General features: G+C 69.0%; 8 protein-coding genes. 5 read left to right on the forward strand and 3 right to left on the reverse strand.

The window, feature by feature from the left end; all coding sequences use genetic code 11:
• Window positions 1-367: 367 nt before the first annotated feature.
• Window positions 368-4,441: an NB-ARC domain-containing protein gene (locus ACQEVC_RS34640; protein ID WP_432886331.1), complete on the reverse strand. Its 4,074-nt coding sequence runs from the start codon at window positions 4,439-4,441 to the stop codon at window positions 368-370.
• 172 nt (window positions 4,442-4,613) lie between these two features.
• On the opposite strand from ACQEVC_RS34640, the gene ACQEVC_RS34645 reads away from it, so the two are divergent.
• On the forward strand, window positions 4,614-4,745 hold the full coding sequence (locus ACQEVC_RS34645; protein WP_432886334.1) for a hypothetical protein: 132 nt from the start codon (window positions 4,614-4,616) through the stop codon (window positions 4,743-4,745).
• 124 nt (window positions 4,746-4,869) lie between these two features.
• Here the strand turns inward: ACQEVC_RS34645 and ACQEVC_RS34650 are convergent, their stop codons facing one another.
• Window positions 4,870-5,154 carry an IS3 family transposase gene (locus tag ACQEVC_RS34650; RefSeq protein ID WP_432891882.1) on the reverse strand — a complete coding sequence of 95 codons (285 nt, stop codon included), beginning with the start codon at window positions 5,152-5,154 and terminating at the stop codon, window positions 4,870-4,872.
• A gap of 1,084 nt (window positions 5,155-6,238) precedes the next feature.
• Between ACQEVC_RS34650 and ACQEVC_RS34655 the strand changes: the two genes are divergently transcribed.
• The 4 genes from ACQEVC_RS34655 (at window position 6,239) to ACQEVC_RS34670 (ending at window position 11,319) form a co-directional block, all read left to right on the forward strand.
• Window positions 6,239-7,693 (forward strand): hypothetical protein, encoded by a 1,455-nt coding sequence (locus ACQEVC_RS34655; RefSeq protein ID WP_432886337.1) that lies wholly within the window; start codon window positions 6,239-6,241, stop codon window positions 7,691-7,693.
• A gap of 780 nt (window positions 7,694-8,473) precedes the next feature.
• A complete protein-coding gene (locus ACQEVC_RS34660; RefSeq protein WP_432886340.1) occupies window positions 8,474-9,316 on the forward strand; it encodes a hypothetical protein in 843 nt (280 codons plus the stop codon).
• A 2-nt stretch (window positions 9,317-9,318) separates the two neighbouring features.
• Window positions 9,319-10,092, forward strand: a complete 774-nt coding sequence (locus tag ACQEVC_RS34665) for a hypothetical protein (protein ID WP_432886343.1) — start codon at window positions 9,319-9,321, stop codon at window positions 10,090-10,092.
• Between the two features lie 360 nt (window positions 10,093-10,452).
• The gene (locus ACQEVC_RS34670; RefSeq protein ID WP_432886345.1) at window positions 10,453-11,319 is read left to right on the forward strand and encodes a replication-relaxation family protein; all 867 of its coding nucleotides are present in this window, start codon (window positions 10,453-10,455) and stop codon (window positions 11,317-11,319) included.
• A gap of 617 nt (window positions 11,320-11,936) precedes the next feature.
• On the opposite strand, the gene ACQEVC_RS34675 is transcribed toward ACQEVC_RS34670, so the two are convergent.
• Window positions 11,937-17,984, reverse strand: coding sequence for a hypothetical protein (locus ACQEVC_RS34675; RefSeq protein ID WP_432886348.1), 6,048 nt, complete (start codon window positions 17,982-17,984; stop codon window positions 11,937-11,939).
• Between the last annotated feature and the right edge of the window lie 22 nt (window positions 17,985-18,006).

Consider the following 18,006-nt stretch of genomic DNA (forward strand, 5'->3'; position numbering starts at 1 on the left):
AAGGTTGTCCTAAAGTATGCAAGATTCTGCCTGGCGTGGGGCACCGCGTCGGCGCTGCGCCACCTCATCGCGGCGTTGCAAAATTGGACACTGCTTGCCTAATCTGCTGCCCCGGGTTCACTTCGTCGGCTGCACAGAAGGCTCGGTGGTGGGGCTGGTGGTGCTCGGCATTGGAGACCGGACGAGCTCGGCCTGGACAGCAGACGGCCCCTATCGCGCCATACTCGTCGCATCGGTTGTAAGCTGAGGGTTCGTGGCCGGGACTGATCGTCGCCAGTATGGCCGCCCGGCCACAGATCCCCGCGACCGTACGATCACTGACTCGCCTCCGCCGGGCCCGCCTCAACTTGGCCGGCCGACAATCCGTCTATTGGAAGTCAAACCGGTACAGGCCGTGCTTGCTTGACATGTACAAGCCGTCGCCATCCGGGACGGTGGCGACCTGATTGAGGGTGGCGTTGACGCGCATCGCGCTGTGCGGGTCGCCGTCGCTGGTCCATACACGGACCGTGCCCTCGATGGTCCACAGCGCGAGCCAGCGTCCACCGGGACCGGCGATCAACCGTCCGTTTTCACTCTGGAGGCCCGTCACCAGGACGCGCCGAGCTCCCGACGCGGGATCCCACAAGGTCACTTGTCGCTCGTCGGTATCGGACCCGAGGGTGGCAATCCAGTCGCCCTTCGGCGAGATGAGCAGCCGGTCCAGTCCTCCCTGACATCCTGTGTCGAGGGCTATGCGCTGAATTCCGGTGGCCACGTCCCAGACACGTAGGATCGGGTCGCGAGGGCTGGACTCGTCCTTGTAGTAGGCGGCGCCGATTGTCGCGAACCAACCGCCGGGCCCGAGGGCCAGTTGCTGCACGCCGCGCGGGTGCCCGCTGTCGACGACGAGCCGCTGCTCCCCGGTGGTGGCGTCCCAGATTTGTACCGTGCTGTCCACCACGGGATGGCCCTCTCCGAGCCGGACTGCTTGGCCGACGGTGGCGAACCAGCCTCCGGCGGCGTCGACGGCGATCTGTCTCACTCCGTGCGGATGGCCGGTGTGCACCGAGAGTCGTTGCCTGCCAGTGGCGGTATCCCAGAGGCAAACAGTCTCGGACGACAGGCCGTAGGGAACTCCCAGTGTCGCCAGCCAACTTCCGTCTGGGGAGATGACAAGGCTGTTGATGATGTCGGCGAAGTGCCTGGTGCCAATCCCCAGGCGCTGGACTCCCGTGGCGGGGTCCCAGATCCGCACCGTCGTGTCGCGTAGGGCACCGTGCGTCGCTATCCACGTGCCGCCGGGTTTGACGTACACCCGCAGACTGCCCTCCGGACGCTGGCTGACAAACGAGGTTCGTACCGCTCCGGTCGCCGCGTCTAGCATGCGGACGCTCCCGTCGGGAGCACCGACGGCGAGCCAGTCGCCGTCCCGCGCCGGCGCCAGGGTCAGGATCGCGTCGAAACGGTCTGGTTCGGACGCAGGCCCGGCAGTCAGTGCCGCCTCGATGGCCCAAATCCGCACCAGCGGATCGCCCCCGCCTACGAACATGTGGAACCCCGACGTAATGAGGTGGCGGCTGTCCGGCGTAAACAACATGGTGCGGACGCCTTTAGGATGATCAGTGTCAATTGTGCCGCGGAGTTCGCCCGTTGCCGCATCCCAAAGACGAACAATGCCGTCGCCCGCGTCGTCCCGATAGTCGTACTGGATGTCGTACTCTGCGGTAGCGAGCCAGCGGTGGTCGGGCGATGCAGCGACCAGGCCAGCACCACGGGGATGGCCGGTATCGATCGACTTCATTAGCGCCCACGTGGTGCCGTCCCAGATGTCTACCCATGGACCAGCCGGACCGTCGGGGCTGCGGCTATTTGTGGCGACCCATCTGCCGTCTGGGGCCGCGATCATGTCTATGACCGCACCCGGACGATTGGTCTCGACGGTCCGTCGTGTCCAGGTCTCGGTATCCCAAACCTGCAGGAGATGCTTTCCGTGGTCGACGACGCCCACGGCGAGCCACCCACCCTCGGGCGCGATCGCCATTGCTCCGGTCAGACGCTCGGCGTCCACGTCTATGGAGCGGCGCAGCGTGCCTGTGGAACACTCCCAGACACCGATCTTGCAGTCGCTCTCGCTGGTGACCCCGGCCGTGACGATCCAGGTGCCGTCCGGGGCGATTAAGGGCTGCCAATTCCGATGCTTGGGACCTGCGTCGACGGTCCACAGTAACGTCCAGCTGCGGGTGTCCCAGATCTGCACGGCCGGACTCTGACCGATGCCGATCGTCGCGGCCCGGTCTCCGGCCGACAGTTGCTGGAGGCCGTTCCGATGGACAGTAGCGAGTTCGTGCCGCAGCTCGCCGGAGCTTGTGTCCCAGATGCATACGACTGGGTCTGGGTCGCCGTACCCGGAGGCCGTGGCGATCCAGCTGCCGTCCGGCGCCAGCGCCATGGCCGTCGGGGTGTGGCGTCGCTCGCTGCCGAACGACTGCCGCCGCATGCCGGTCGCCACCTCCCACACCTGCGCCTGCCCGCTTGCAGTGAGCGTGGCGAGCAAGGCGCCGCCGGCATCGAGGGCAATCGTGGTCGGGCTACTCGCGTCGGGCATCGTGAACGTGCGCCTCAGTGCTCGATGTGGCTCGTCGAGGGGGCGCCATCGGCTGAGTAGCCGGGGGCCGTGTGTACGCGCGCGGAACTGGGCGGCGAGACTGGCGATTTCCGGGACGGTCTCCAGCCGGTCAGCGAGGATGTCGCCCAACGCGTGGGCCGGCTCGATTGGTTCGAGTAGGTGGGCGTTCCGGCGTACCACCGTGGCGAGTGCCCGAGCTACCGGGGCGTCGACTTGGGCCAAGTCCGCCTCCAGAGCGGCGGGCCCACCCCGTTGAAGGCGTCCGGTCGCCCACCGCAGGTCGGTGACGAGCCGTTCGGCCTCGGCGAAACGGCCCGCCGCCACCAAGTGTCGGACGACATTAGCCCAGAGGTACGTATTGCGGTCGGGCAGATTCCACCAATCCCCGGGCTCGACGAGACTCCGCGCCGCCTCAATCAGGGCGTCATGGATCATCCGGAGTCGGTCAGCGCCGGCGCGCGTACGCAGGTACTGCAGCAGCACGTCGTGCACCCGGATCGCGGGCGGGTCGTGTCGCATACCGCTGATCAGCGAGGCGTCAAACAGGGCCTCGCAGAGCCGCTCGACGTCGAACGGGTCGAGCCCGCCGGTCGTCGCCCAGAGCAGGTTGAGCACGACGCAAGGAATCTCGGCGTCCGCCGGAAAGACGCCCAACTCGAGATACCGATCGACGATGGCGTCAGGGAGCATGCTGATGCTAGCGGCGACGGAGGCGGTCACGAGCTGGTCGCGGTACCCCTCATCGGCAAGCGCTGGGCGGTCCAGCGCGGTCGGCCCCGCGGCGCGCAGCCGCTCAGCCACAGCCCTCGCCGCCTGGGTCGGCTCCCGGCCGCCGCCGGCCTGCCGCGCGATCGTGCGGTTGGTTAGATTCAGCAGTAGCGGCCACCGCCCAGTCAGCGCGACGAGTTCGTTGACGACGTCGGTCGAGAGATTTTTTACGCCGCGCGCGACGAGCGTGGCCGCCTCCCTGGCTGTCATCGGCGGTACGTCGATGACAGCCCCGAACGACAGCGCGCCGAGGCGCCTTCGTGCCGTCACGAGCCGCCGGCAGTCCTGGCCGCCGAGCAGGAAGGGCCTAATCTGGTCTTCGCGCCAGGCATCATCTATAACGAGCAGCACGGGCCGGGCCAACGCGTCCACTGCCGCCCCAAACCGAAAGCCCGCCTGCTGCGGGTCCGACAGGGCTGGCCGTACCCCGGTCAGTTGCTCCGTCAGATCGTTGAGTCTGAGCGCAAGATCCGTACCACGCACTTCTTGGCCCAAGTCCGTCCATAGCACGCCGCCGGTAAACCGGTCTCGGATCCGCATGTCGACGCAGGCGTCTCGCACCAGCGTGGACTTGCCGAAGCCGCCCGCCCCGTACACAGCGGTCACAGGTACCGGCGCGGACCCGGGGGCCAAGACCGCATCGAGTATGGCGGCTGCCAGGGCGGTCCGATGTATCGTGCCGGGCGCTACGGGCGGCACCATCCACGGATGCTTCGGCAACCTGCCCGACGGACCGCCTGCATCTGGGACAGGCTGGGCGGCCTCGACAAGGGCGTTCCAATAGCTGCGGCCCTGCCGGCCCGGCCCGTCGCCGGCCCAGGCCGACCACACCTGCACCAAAGCCCAGACCTGGTCCGCGTCCCTCGGCGCACGGCCCGGCTCGTTGAGCCAGTCGCCGATCCGCCGGGCATCCACGCCGCCCGCGTGATATGACCGATCGGCCTCCGTCGCTGCCGCTCGTCGCGACCAGGGCCGGCCGGCAGCCTTGCGGGCAGCGACCCCACGCACCTCCAGGGCTCGCAGAGCCTCCTGCAGCCGGCGCAGCCCTCGACGTTGCTCGGGCACCGCCGCTCCTTGACGCTCGTGCCCGCATCGCCCTCAGCGGGCCATGCGGGCGCCCGTCTGGACATGCAGCTTAACCTGGCCGCCGCCCGCACTGCCCGCAAGCCGTTTCCGCATCTGTCGCTCGTGCTGATCCTCGTTACTGCAACCGCTGCCACGAAACGAGGAGCACTTCATGTCACCACGTCACCGCAGACGCCGCAGCCGCCGCGCCCGGCGTCGACTCACTCTGGCAGTCGTCGCCGGCGCCCTGTCCGGAGCCTGCCGGGCCCTGGTCGACTGCCTGCTCGAGCATCTCACCCTCTGATGGCCTCCCTCCGGGTCGGTAATGGCAGTCATCCAATTCCGGCGACCGGGCACTTGCCCGGCCGCAGCGAAATCGCGGCCGTTCCGGGTCTCGCTGAGCTTGCCCCGATTTGATGGAGCGGTGGTTACCTGCTGCCGGTTGGCGCAGGGGTGGCGATAGCTGACTCGGCCAGGTCGCGTTGGTGGGTATGCCAGGCGGTTTCGTACTCGTCGGGGCTGAGGTAGCCGAGTTCCTTCTGGATGCGGCGGTTGTTGTACCAGCCGTCGATGTAGGCGAAGATCGCGATCTCGGCCTCGTCGCGAATGCGCCAGCTCGTGCGGTGAACGAGTTCGATCTTCAGAGTGGACCAGAAGTTCTCCATGAGGGTGTTGTCGTACGAGTCCCCGACAGAGCCCATCGAGGGCAGGATCCCGTTGTCCTGTAAGCGTTCGGCGAAGCGGAAGGACGTGTAGTTGACAGCCGCGGTCGCTGCGGAAGATCACCGGTCTGGTCGGGCGTCGTGACGCGATGGCGTTGGACAGGGCTTCGGCGGGCATGTCGGTGCGTAGGTGGTCGTTCCTCGCCCACCGCACCTGCACGGCCGTGGCCGCCACGTAGTCGCTCAACGCCCCGAAGCTTGGTGGCCATCGCGCGTAGCCGCGGGTAGGCGACGCCCAGCGCGTACAGGTTCGCCTCGCCCCGCTCGGCGCGGGCCAGCTCGCACAGGTGCCGCCAGGCCCGGCCCCTCGCCTCGGGCTTGGTGCTTCCGCGGAGCAGGTGGGCGCGGAAGTCGAGCATGGCCAACGGCACTGGCGGCGCGTCCGGGTCGATCGCGGTGCTCGGTACGGTCAGCCTGACCCCGGTGATGCTGAGCGTTTCGATCCGGCCGAGCACCGTGTGGTCGGCGCGCTTCTTCCTCACCGGGCGAGCATCGGTGCCTGGCTGCGAGTCAATCGGCTTTGGCAAAGCGGGCACGGCGCGTCATGTCCTCCCAATGGCACGCGATGGCTGTTGCGGGACCCCGGGGCCGCCGAGGGCGGCGGCGCGGGACCGGCCAACGCCGACCGGCGATACGGCTCCCGGCGCTACGGACATCGCAGGGAACCGAACAGGCATACGAGAACGGCGGGACGGGAGCCACGCTTCTTCACTCGACGCCCCCGCGCCGCGAGCCATCCCGAACCCCGTTCCGCCCATCAATGGCGGCCCGGCACGAGCCCGCCGAGCCGACCTTTGTCACGAGCGTACGCGGAACCCGCCAAGATTTTTTCGGCCGAGATGGCAAGTTGGGGGTCGGCCAGTTCCCCCTTCTATCAGTAGGGGCCGATAACGGCCTCCGGCCGCGGGTGGTTTCGGCTTCGACCCCGCAACGTCTCGCATCGATCCTCGCGGCGGCCACGTTTGCGTGTGCGCCCGTTCACTCGGAGGTTTGCCCTGGTCAGCTCGACTGTGTCCACATGCGACGTCGTCCGGTCCGCCTCTCGGGGGCGGCCCGCGTCTGTTCCTGGAGGTCTATGAACATCATCTTCTCTCTGTTTCTGATCGTGCCGGCGGGTTGGCTGCCGGTGCCGCAACAGGCCGGCTGCCCAGAGGCGCCGGCGACCCGCGCGGTATGCGGGGTCGCCGACGCGGTTTCCTGGGTCACCGGGTTGCCGGCCCGCGTCTGGCATTCGGCGGTGACCGGCTGGCCGTGGCTGCTCGCCGTGGCCGCTGTCGTGCTGGTGCTCGCGCTCGCGGCTTGGGTGGCGCATCGGGCGGCGTGGCGGCGCGCAGTCGCGGGCGGCTACTGGGTGCGGGTCATCCCGCCCCGGCTGGTCGACCCGGGCCATGCTGAGGGCGGCTGGCGGCTCCTCGCTGGTCTTGCCTGGTCGGCCCGCAAAGGCTGGTGGCGGCTGGCCAAGCCACCCCTGGCGTTCGAGGTGTACCAGCGTGAGGGCCGGCTGACCGCCGGGTTGTGGCTGCCCGGCTGGGTGCCACGCGCGACGGTCATCGACGAGATGCGGCGGGTGTGGCCCGGCTCGGTCCTGGACCGCACCGACCCGCCCACCCTGCACGACGGTGGCGGGCAGCGGGTGGCCGGGGTCCGGCTGCGTGCCGATCGTCCGGATACCGGTGCGCTGGTGGACGACACCCGGATGGCCGGCACACCGGCTCGGGGTGCGTTCGGCGGTGATCGGCTCCAGGCGGTCTTTGACGCGCTCGGCAGGCCGGACGGACCGGCGCTGCTGCAAGTGCTGGTCCGCCCGGCCCCCGTGGCGCGGTTGACCGCGCTGGATCGGGCCTCCCGGTATCCGGCCACTCCGCGCAAGAAGCCGTCCACGGTCGTTCTGGACCGCGTGCTGGCGCTGCTGTTGGGTGCGATCTGGCTCGTGTTGGACGCGATCACCGAACTGGTCAGCACCGGCCGCCGGACGCCCAGCCACCACCACGGCAACAGCCACGGCGGTGACGGGTTGCGGCGGGTGGACCCGGTGCGGGCCAAGGCGATGCGGGAGGCGGCCGAGAAACTGGCCGGCGGCCCGCATGTGATCGCCGCGGTCCGGGTGGGCGTATCCCGACCTGGTGGCGGGTTCGCCCGCGCGGCGGCTCGCTCCGCCGGCTACGGGTTCCGCACCGTGGCCCGGCATCTGTTCCCGGTACGGATGCGTTCCGCCGCAACGCTATTGGACCAGCGGCGAGCCCGCACCGGGGAGTGGCTGCTGCTGTCCACCGCCGAGCTGGCGGTGCTGGCGCATCTGCCCGCCGACCCGGCCCGGCACGGGTTCGACACCACAGCGTTGCACCGGCCCTGGCCGGCCGGCGCGAGCCGAGCCGACCCGGAACGACGCACCCGGCGTACTGCGGGCTGGACCCGGATCGGCTGGACCGGCAGCACCGGCCCGGACGCCACCGACGGCGACCCGGACGAGCACGACCCCAACCACGACAACACCAACGACGACGAACCACCACCACTGGAGGCGGCATGACCAGCCGACAACCGAAGAAGAAGACGACGACACAGGTGGGGGGCGCTGCGGCGCCCCCCACGCCGTCCCGGCGCCAACCGGCCAGATTGCGGCTGGTCCCGCCGGACTCGCCACGCCGGCAGGCCGTGAAGGCGCTCGGCGTGGCGCCCCTCGGGCACCCGGTCCTGATCGGGCTGTCCCCCGAAGACGCCCGCCACCACGTGCACATACCGGGCCCGACCGGCACCGGAAAGTCCACCCTGCTGATCAACCTCGCTATCGCCGACGCCCGAGCGGGGCGTGGGGTGGCGGTGTTCGACCCGAAAGGTGACCTGACCCGAGACCTGCTCGACCGGCTCCCCGCCTCGGTGGCTGGACGCCTCGTCCTGATCGACCCGGATGAAAAGGCAGCACCGGCCGCGCTGGACCTGTTCGACCTCGGCTCCGACCCGGAGTCCGTGGCCGACCAACTCGTCGGCGTGATGGCCAAGGTATGGGCGCAGTACTGGGGGCCACGCACCGACGACCTCGCCCGCCACGCCGTGCTCACCCTGGCCCACCAGCCCGGGGCGACCCTCGCCGACCTGCCCACCCTCCTCGCCGACACGGCGTACCGGCGGCGGCTGGTCGGTACCATCCGGCGCACCCTCGGCCCCGTCGAATCTGCTGGGCTGGCCGCGTTCTGGGCCTGGTACGACACGCTGACGCCGGCGGCGGCCTCGGTACAGGTTGGCCCGCTGCTGTCCAAACTGCGGGCCGTACTCTCGCGACGGTTCGCCGCGGAGCTGTTCGGCACCGGGGGTGTCCACGTTCCGGCTCACCGATGTCCTCGACGGCGGCGTGCTGCTGGTCCGGCTACCACCCACCCTGGGGGACGACACGGTACGGCTGACCGGGTCACTGTTACTCGCCGCGTTGCTGCACGCCGCGTCCGGACGGGCCGACAAACGCGAGGCGGACCGCCTCGACGCCTCACTGATTCTGGACGAGTGTCAGGCGTTCCTGCACCTGCCGATCGGCGTCGATGACGCCCTGGCACAGGCGCGGGCGTGGCACCTGTCCCTGGTCCTCGCGCACCAGCACCTCGGACAGCTCACCGGCAAAATGGCGGCGGCGATCGACGCCAACGCCCGCAACAAGGTGCTCTTCTCCCTCTCCCCGCGCGACGCGCGGGACCTGGCGCACCACGTAGCGCCGTACTTCGAACCGGAGGACCTGGCCCACCGCGACGCGTACGGCATCGTCTGCCGCCTCGTCATCGACGCACGCGACGGCGAACCGTTCAGCCTCAACACTCGACCCGCCCCACCCACCTGGCCCGGTCGCGCCGAGGAACTCCGCGCGGCGGCCCGAGACCGGGGCCTACCAGCCGTTGAACGCCACGCCATGGCGCAGGCAAAGCAACTCGGCCCGAACGCCCCACCCAAGACGGCCGGGCAACCCGCCTGGCCAACGCACCCAACCAGCAACCCAACGCACGACCTAACGGAGGCCGCCGATGAGCACACCAACCCAACGAACCCAACCGAGCACCCAACGGACCCAACGCGCGGCGCGGACGTTCCCGCCACGTCACCAGCGACCCCGGTACCGGTGCCACCGGCACCAACCCACCGCAAACCCGCTTCCCGTAAAGGAATCTAGCCATGCTTCGCTTACCACACTTCATCGTGGCGCCCGAAGTCGTCGAGCTGTTCGGCGGCGAAGGCGCCGCCCGTAGCCTCCTGGCCGAGACGTACAGCGCCTACCCATGCGCGGTATGCGGCAAAACCGGTCAACTCGACACCGACACCCCGGCCACCGTCCTGGTCACCATCTACGACCAAGGCATGGGACCACTGGTAGTGCGCCTGGCCCACCCGGACTGCTCCAAGTCCGGTGTGGTGCTCGTGCTCCACGCACCCACACCGACCGGTCAGCTCAGCCTCCCGGCAATGGCCTGGCTCCGCCAAGGCGAGCCACCGTCCGTGGTGGTCGTCGCCCCCCGCGTCTCCGCCCGGAACATCGCCAACGGCGGTGACCTGACCGACGTGATCCTGTCCGGGCTGCTCAACACCGGATTCACCCTGCTCGCCGAACCGAACACCACCCTCGATGCGGCCCCGGGCCGGGTGCACGTCACCTTCGGCACCGGGCAACGCATCACCATCACGACCTCCGACGGCACCACGCTGTACGACGGCAGCCTCCCAGTGCCCGACGGCTGGACAGAACTGGCCCAGTACACCGGGCTCCTCGGCGTCGTCGTGGTACGGGGCCTCGACCTGCTCGACCCCGACCGAGACCACCACGCCGACCTGCACGCCGCCATCGCACGCGGCGCGGCGGTCGGCATCGCCGTCCAAGTCGACCCCCGCCCACGGCCCGAACCAACCCAACCGGCCCTCCCACCGAGCAACCAAACCTGGAGACGATCGTGACTCAGCTGAACCTCACCCCCGCCGCTACCACGCTGCTGCGCGGCAACGACCCGACCCCGACAAACCGGGCCGACCCGACGCTGGCAGACCTGATGGGGCTGACAGACCTGTCGGGTCTGTCCGGCCCCGGCACGGCCAAGCTGTCGGCCCTGACAAATCCCAGCGTGGTCGACCTGTCCCACCCAGCCACTCCGTTCGATGCCGACGGAGGTAATCGGGTTCGACTCGGACCCTCCCTCAGAGGGTTACCCGGAGACTCCCCCGTGCGGGACACGCCGAGTGAACCTCCACCCGCCAACCACCCAACAGCTCAGGTCAACCCATCTGACAGGCCGACCCGCGACAGGGGGGACTGATCCCATGGGAATCACACAAACGGCGACGCAGTCACGTATCTGGGCGCTCACCCACGCCCCCAGAGGCGGCATCGACGTAGCCAGCGAACTACGCCGCCTCATGCCTCGCGACCGGTGGCTCCTGGAACTCCTGCACGAGCACCAGGTGTTCACCACTGAACAGATCGCAGCCCTCGGCTTCGACCACCTCCACACGGCACGCAACCGGCTCGTCCTGCTCAACCAACGCGGCCTCCTGGCCCGCTTCCGCGACGGCGTACGACCCGGCTCCCAACAATGGCGCTGGACCCTCGACCTGATCGGCGCGGCCTACCTCGCAGCCCGCAACGACGAACCAGAACCCAAAACGGCAGTGATCCGGCGCCGCATAAACCGCCTGGCGTCCTGGCCGGGCCTGGCCCACCAGCTCGGCACCAACGGATTCTTCGTGGACCTGGCCGCGCACGCCCGCCACACGACAGGCGCCCAGCTGGGAGTGTGGTGGTCCGAGCGCACCTGCCGCACCGTCACCGGCGAACTGGTACGCCCCGACGGGCACGGCCTGTGGACCGAGGACGGACACACCTGCTCTTTCTGGCTTGAGTACGACCGCTCCACCGAAAAGGCCCACCAGGTCACGGCCAAGCTCGACGGGTACGCCGCGCTACACAGAGCCACCGGCCTGGACCACACGGTGCTGTTCTGGCTGGACAGCCCCGGCCGTGAGGCATCACTCCGGGCACGGCTCGCCGCGCACCCGGCGGTCACCTCCGGCACCCTCGCCGTAGCCACAGCTGGCAGCGGCACCGAACACCCCGCCGGGCCGGTCTGGGCGCCGCTGGAGGCCACCGACCGCGTCCGGCTCGCCCACCTCCAACCGCCCAGCACCTGAACCACACCGAACAACCACACCAACGAAGTCCCGCCCATCCGGCAGCGTCCCACACCCATCCGTGCGCGGCCGTCGCCGAACGGGCACAGGGCCGGCACGCGCAACCGTTGCCGGCCCCGCCGGTCCATGGTGCCCGGGCAAGGATGGACAAGACAGTGACGGAGCCTCTGGCCAGGCTCCTATGTGAACCGCCCTGGGTTCTGTGGAGTCTCTACAAGATCCGGGGCGATTCAATGAGGTCACAACCGCCGCGTCCGGTGAGTGCATGTGAGTCCCGTACCGGCACGGCCGACAGATCCGGTTCAAGACCCGAAGTCAGTCAGAGCAAGGGTCAGACCGACCGGTACGGGACTCACCTACATCCTCACTGTCAGAGCATCGCCGTGTGCCTTCATCGACCGACTGGCTGCCGCCGCCTACTCATCAACGCAATGCCTATCCCGCTTTCGGCAGGTATGGGAGATACGCATGTTCAGATCCGGCCATACCGATCGCCGCCATCACTCGCGCGGCTTACCGACGGTCCGCATCAGTCCATCGCGAGCCGGCGAGACGATGAGTGGCCGGGACGCGTGAGGTCCACGGCCACCCGAGGGTGCGTTCCTGACGCCAGGTGGCTACGTGAGCCCGTGCAGGTGTCGCCAGCTTTGGGCTACCACCGGTTCCGGCGTCCATCGCCCATCGACGTCACTCTGATTGATTACGTCGAGGAGCTGCAGGATGCGGGCGGTGCGTTCTGGGTCGGATCCCGTCACCGCGCACAGTTCGACCAGTTCCTCGGACGTCACAGGGCCGGCATAGTCGATCAGGCCCTGGAACGCGTCGCCTGCGTCGGAGTCAGTTCGCAGTCCGGTCGCTTCGACGAACTCGGCTGCCCCTTCGACAGTTGCCAAATACGCGGTTACCTGGGCGCACACCTTGCGAGTGCTGGTGTACTCACGGGCCTTGCCGGCGGCCAGGTCCAGCAGCAACGGCCAGCCGCCGGTCACGGCCATGAGTTCGGCCTGGCTGGTCGCGTCGGTGAACGCCTTCATGAGTTCGTTGTCCGACAGCCACCCACGTAGGCCGATGTCGGTGGCCCTGCGCAGGGTGATTATGTCGTCGTTGCTGACGGCGAAGCTCGGGCCGGTCAACACGTCGAGGATGCCGGGGGCGTTGGCGTCGACGAGGACTGCCACGGTGCGGGTTGCGCCGGCTGTGGGCTGGATTTGCATCGCTTTGACGACGGTGTCGAAGACGGTGTCGGATTTCGCGGTGAGCAGCTGACTCAGGACGACGTGATGCCGGCCTCCGGCCTCACCGCCGCGCAACGCCTTTCCGTACGTCTGAGGCCTGGTCGTCACCGACAGCTCGAACCGGGCACCGAATCCTTTCCGGGAGTGCTCCAGCAGGTCACCCACCCGGCTGACGCCGGTGGCGCGGGTGCCGGCGATCACCCGTACGGCGCTGCCGGAGGTGCGGCCGACGATCCGGGACAGCTGCTGCTCGGTGCACGGGGAGATAAGTCCGTCATCGAGGTGGCCGCGTGCCTCTTCGGTGGACAGCTTTGTCACCGTGGTCCGCCACTGGGGACTGCAGAGCTCCTCCCAGATCTCATTGGTCGAGCCGAGCAGCCGCAACACGTTCGTGGAACGTAGCCGCCACCGAGTGCCGGCCGTGACGGCCAGGACGCCGAGGTCACGCATCTCGTCCAGCAGGGACCGGAACTCGCCGGGGCCCTGTCTGGCGAACCCGGCCGGCCACCAGCCCTGGCATTCGTGGCGCAGCTGTGAGGTCGTCATGGTGTAATCGGCGCCATGCTCGAGCGCAGCATACGCGACGACCAGGGCGATGAGCTTGTACCGGGAGTCCAGGTCGAGGGTGAGATGGACGGTCTGCCGGACCTGCTGCTTCAGAGACTCGGAGCCGAGGACGTGGTCGAGCTGATCCTCGTCGATCCAGTAGTAGGGGCCGGCGCGACGGCGCGCCAGCGCTGAGGAGACGAGGGCCTTACCGACCAGTTGCAGCAGCTTCGGCTGGTAGTTGCAGTAGGCGAGGACCCGGTGGATCAGCTCGTCGGACTCGAACCGGATCCCAAGGGCTTCCATGGGGGTGAACAGCAGCTGGTACGCCGGTTCCGGGCTGAGCGGACCGACCGCGATTTGCTCGCCCAAGTGGGCACCAGCCAGCGGCTGGTTCGGCAGGTGAGCGAACCGTTGCACCTGGTGCAGGCCTGCGAATACCGGCTTGCATCGGCGCCCGGTCTCGTCGCGCAGGTTGCGTAGGTGGGTGACGTGCTCGAAACCGAGTTCAGCGTCGGCGTCGAAGAACCCGTCGCATTCGTCGATGAGCAGCAGCATCCGCCGGGTCGGGTCCTCGTCCAGCCAGGCGGTGATTGCGGTAGTGACGTTTTTGATCGGGTCGCGGGTCTTCTTGTGTGGGAAGATTTTGAGGTCGGTCAGCTTCTCGGACAGTTCGTCCCATAGCGTCAGCGGGTTGACCTTCGTGCCGATGGCGTTATGCAGGGTTACATAGACGGGCTTGTGCTCGGGGACGCGGGCGAACGCCCGCGCGGCGTCCTGTAGCAGCGCCGTTTTGCCGAGTTGCCGGCCGCCGTAGAGCAGGTTCACGCCGTGCGGATGGATGATGTCGGCGCGTTCGGAACGGCGGCCGAAGAACATCTCCGACGGCAGCGCCACGGACCCGTCCGGGGCGTACGGGTTGGTCGCCGCGAACGGCAGCAGGGTCCGGGCGGTGGCCATGAACTGGCCGCTGCCGTGCAACGCAAGGTGGAGCATGGCGATGTCGTCGACGACGATGACCGGCTTCTCTCCCCGCTGCGCGCACATCAGTGCCAGCTCGGTGCGCTGGTCGGCGGTCACTGCCGCAAAGAGCAGCACGATGACCGGGTGATCGGTGCCGGGGTCCTGGGCGATCCAGCCGAACAGTGCCGTCACGTCCGGCTCTCCCCAGCAGAGCATGATTCGCTGACGTTCCCCGGCGGACGGGCTGAACTGCGGTACGCCGGGGGTCTCCCCGATGCGGCGTACCCCGGTCAGGTCCCACCAGGCGCGGCGGGAGCTGGCCGTCAGTTCCCGCAGCGGCTGCATGCTGGCGAACTCGATACCGGCCAGCCGCAGAGCCGCCATCAGGGTGCTCTTCTGCACGTTGTTGTGCCGGATGTTGCGCATGTCCAGCCACATCTGCAGCGTATCGGCGGTGGCCCGCTGCGCGGCGGACAGGCTGGTCACTCCCAGCGACGGGTGCGGTTTGCCATGGCGCACTGCGTTGACCATGCTGCGGGTGATACCGCCGGCCGCCTGGGTGGTGAGTTGCAGGAACCGGTGCAGGTCGTCGGACGGCTCGGCTGTCGGCGGTGCCTCCCCGTGAATTGCGGCGAGCAGATACTCCTCGGCGGTGGCCAGGTCGCCGGCATCGATGCGGGCGTAGATCGATGTCAGCCGGTTCTGCCGCTCAGGGCTGGCCGGGACTTCGTTGTCGGCCCGTTTCCGCAGGGCCTCCTGTGCCTCGTGCAGGTGTTGCGGCAGCCGCGACTGGACGTCGAGTAGCCGGCCGCGGAACTCGCTGAGGTTGTGGTTCTGCGGCGAGCCGCTGATCCGACTGAGGTCGGCGGCGGCCAGGACGCTGTTAATGGCGGTGCTGGCGTTTTCGTCGAGTTGGCCGAGCCGGCTGGCGCGGGCCACGTAGCTGGACACGTCGCGGTGCAGGGTCGTCAGTTCCTCGAAGGTCTGGGCAGCCGCGTTCGCGAGACGGTCGTGCATGGCCCGAGTCAGGGCCGGATCGGTGACCGCGTCGATGATCATGGCGGCCGTGGCGTAATTCTCACCGGCCAGCCGCTGCGTGAACGCATCGTCCCAACTGGTTTCAACCGCGGTGAAGACATCGTTGACGGTGACGGTGCGGGCGGGCACGCCATCGGCGGTGAACGGCAGCGCCGTGCAGCGCAGTAGCTCCTGGTGGAGTACCACGTCAGGGTCACGGTCCGGACCGGACGGCTTGCGACCGTCGAGCATGCCGACGCTGCCTCGCATGCTTGTCAAGCACGCCTGTGCGGCCTCGGCCTGCAGCATCCACGGCGTCTCTGCGGCCGCCGCGATCAGCTTCTGCAGTTCGTGTTCGGCTGCCGGCCACTGTGCCAGGACGTCGAGGCGCAACTTGGCCAGATCGGCGGGCACGGAACCATGGGCGGCAGCCTGGTTCGCGCGGACAGCATCGACCCAGGCGCGGACGGTGGCTACCGAACGGTCTGCCATCTCCTTGAGCTTGCGCCGCTGCTGTCCCTGCAGCGGGCGGCTGCTGCCCGAGCGCAGCTGGGCGTCTTCTCGGTTGAGCAGGTCGTCGAGGTACTGCCGCTTGGCGAACAGGCGCAGCTGCTCGGCGACCGTCTCGATCTCGGACCGGCGGTCGGCGGCGGCGATCGCGAGGATCCGCCCGATGACGCCAGTCGGCGCCCACCACATGTCGAGGATCTGGCTGGCCCGGACAAAGTCCAGGCTGCGGGGCCGGTTGATGTCAGATTGGGCGGCCTCGACGGTCATGGCGATGTCGTTGTCGGCGCCGGCGATCGGTGTGAGAGCGGCGAGCACGTCGGGGCTGTACAGGCGGCGTTTCGCCGTCGCGGTCCCGATCGTGTCGGCGATCGCGGCCAGGGCCGGAAGCTGGCGCAAGGACTCGGCGATCATCCGGGCGCTTTGACCGGCCCCTGCGTCGCCGGTGACGAGGCAGGCGCGGACGGTCCCGGCCAGCAGCAGGATCTGCATGGCGGTGTCGCTGGATGCCGGGTCGCCCTGTTCTGCCTCCAGCGCGGTGCGCAGTGCGCCGGCCGTCGGGGAGGTATCGCTGCGCGCGGCGTCGGCGAGGGCCAGGATGCGCAGCGCGTCGGCGCGTCGGCGGTCGCCGCACGCCGTGGCGGCGTGGTACGCCAGGTTCAGCCGTCCGGCGCCGAGCATCTGCCGGACAAGGTCGCGTCCTGCGGCGTTGTCGGCGGACGTGTCCTGCTCCGCAGGTTCGCGTTCGACGGAGGCCGTGCCCGCCGTGGCAGGCTCATCCCCGACGACGGGTGTGCCCTCGGTGGTGGGGATGTCGCTGGTGGAGGGCACTGCTGTGGCCGCGACGGCCGGCTGCTGCGGCGCGTCGGGGACGGCCACCGGAGCCGGCGCGGCGGTGGTGACCGGTTCCTGTACGGGCGCGGGATCCTCGGTAGCCGGCGCCAATTTGGAGGCGCGCTCGTCCTCGGCTGCGGTGTCTGCGGCCGGGGCGGCGCTGTCAGTGATCTGCAGCTGCCCGCCGACAGCAGGCAGCCGCAGGGAGGCAATGTCGTCGGGCAGGTGCTGCTCGATGCTGGCGAGGGCGGCGGGTAGCGCCTTGATGTCCTTGGCAGCGGCCGCGTCGATCAGGTCCAGCAGTGCCAGCAGCCCGGTAGCGTGATCCTGCTGTTGCGGCCCCCATACGGGCATCTGCTGCAGGTCGGCGGCAAGCGTCACCGCTGCGCCGATCCGGTCACGTTCGCTGTCCGGGCCGGTGAGCCGGCTGATGTCGGCGATCCTGGCCCTCTGACTGTGGAGGTCAGCGGTGGTTGACAGTGCCGCGAGCAGATACTCGACGGTCGCCTCCGCAGGCATAAACTGATCAGGTCCGCTGAGAAGGTCACGCACCTGGTCGGCGACCTCGATGAACGCGGCAACCGGGTCCAGATCCCGCCGGTGCGGGATCCCGCCGCGGTGCAGGACTTCCGTGAGTGCCCTCGCGGCCTGTTGGGCCTGCGCCTGTAGGTTCAGCAGGTTTGCTGCTGCGGCGGCCGGATCGGGTCCGCTGCCGGCTGTGCCGGTGCCGGGTACGCAGACGGGGTTGACGGTTTCACCAGACACGGTGTCGAATCCTTCGGTTGTCGGTTCGCTGTCCGGCAGGGGCGGCGCTGTCACACCGAGTTCGGTGTCACCATCGCTCTGGTCGTCGACGGTGTCCTCACCGCTTTCCTCGTCGGCGTGCATCTCGTCGTCGTGTGGTGCTTCGTCGGTGGCCGGCCGAGCGTGAGCGGCAGCGACCTGCGCCCACACGTCCTCCAGACGCCGGCACGCTGCGGTGATGTTGTCCACGGCCAGCTGCGGCCAGTCCGGGTGGCCTACTGCGGAATTCAAGCCGATCCGCAGCGCAACCGTCATGCCCCAGGACGTCGGGCCGTGACAGATCAGAGCCAGCCGCAGGGAGTTGATCTGGCTCGGGTCGCCGGTCAGCGTGTCCCGCAGCGCGTTCTCGCGCTGCTGCTCGTCTCCGCCGTCTTTGTGCCACTCGGCGTCGACACGGTCGGCGACGCGGTGAGTGAGGAAGCGGGCTGCCTCGTCGCGCTTGAGTTTCGGCCATTGCCGAAGCCTTGCCAGCCCCATGCGGGCCGCTGTGGCGGTGGGCCGCCGCGCGGGCGGGACTCCGAGGTCGGTCAGGAAATCGGTCCGGCCGGGTGGGGGCACTTGCCACACCAGGCTGGCGAACTGCTCACCGCTGAGGCATTCGAGCGCTGCCCCGATCGGGTCGCCGAGCTCGTCGAGCTCGCCGAATAGCGCGGGGATCGCTTCATCGCGGGCCGAAGCAAGTTCTGGGCTGACGTGGATGCAGTGGTCGGCACAGGTACGCGGGTGCCGGCGTCGGCGGCGTCGTGACTCGGAAGCCATCGCGGAAGGCCTCACTTTCCAC

Source organism: Plantactinospora sp. CA-294935 (genome assembly GCF_050936445.1).
In the GTDB taxonomy this organism is placed as follows: domain Bacteria; phylum Actinomycetota; class Actinomycetes; order Mycobacteriales; family Micromonosporaceae; genus Plantactinospora.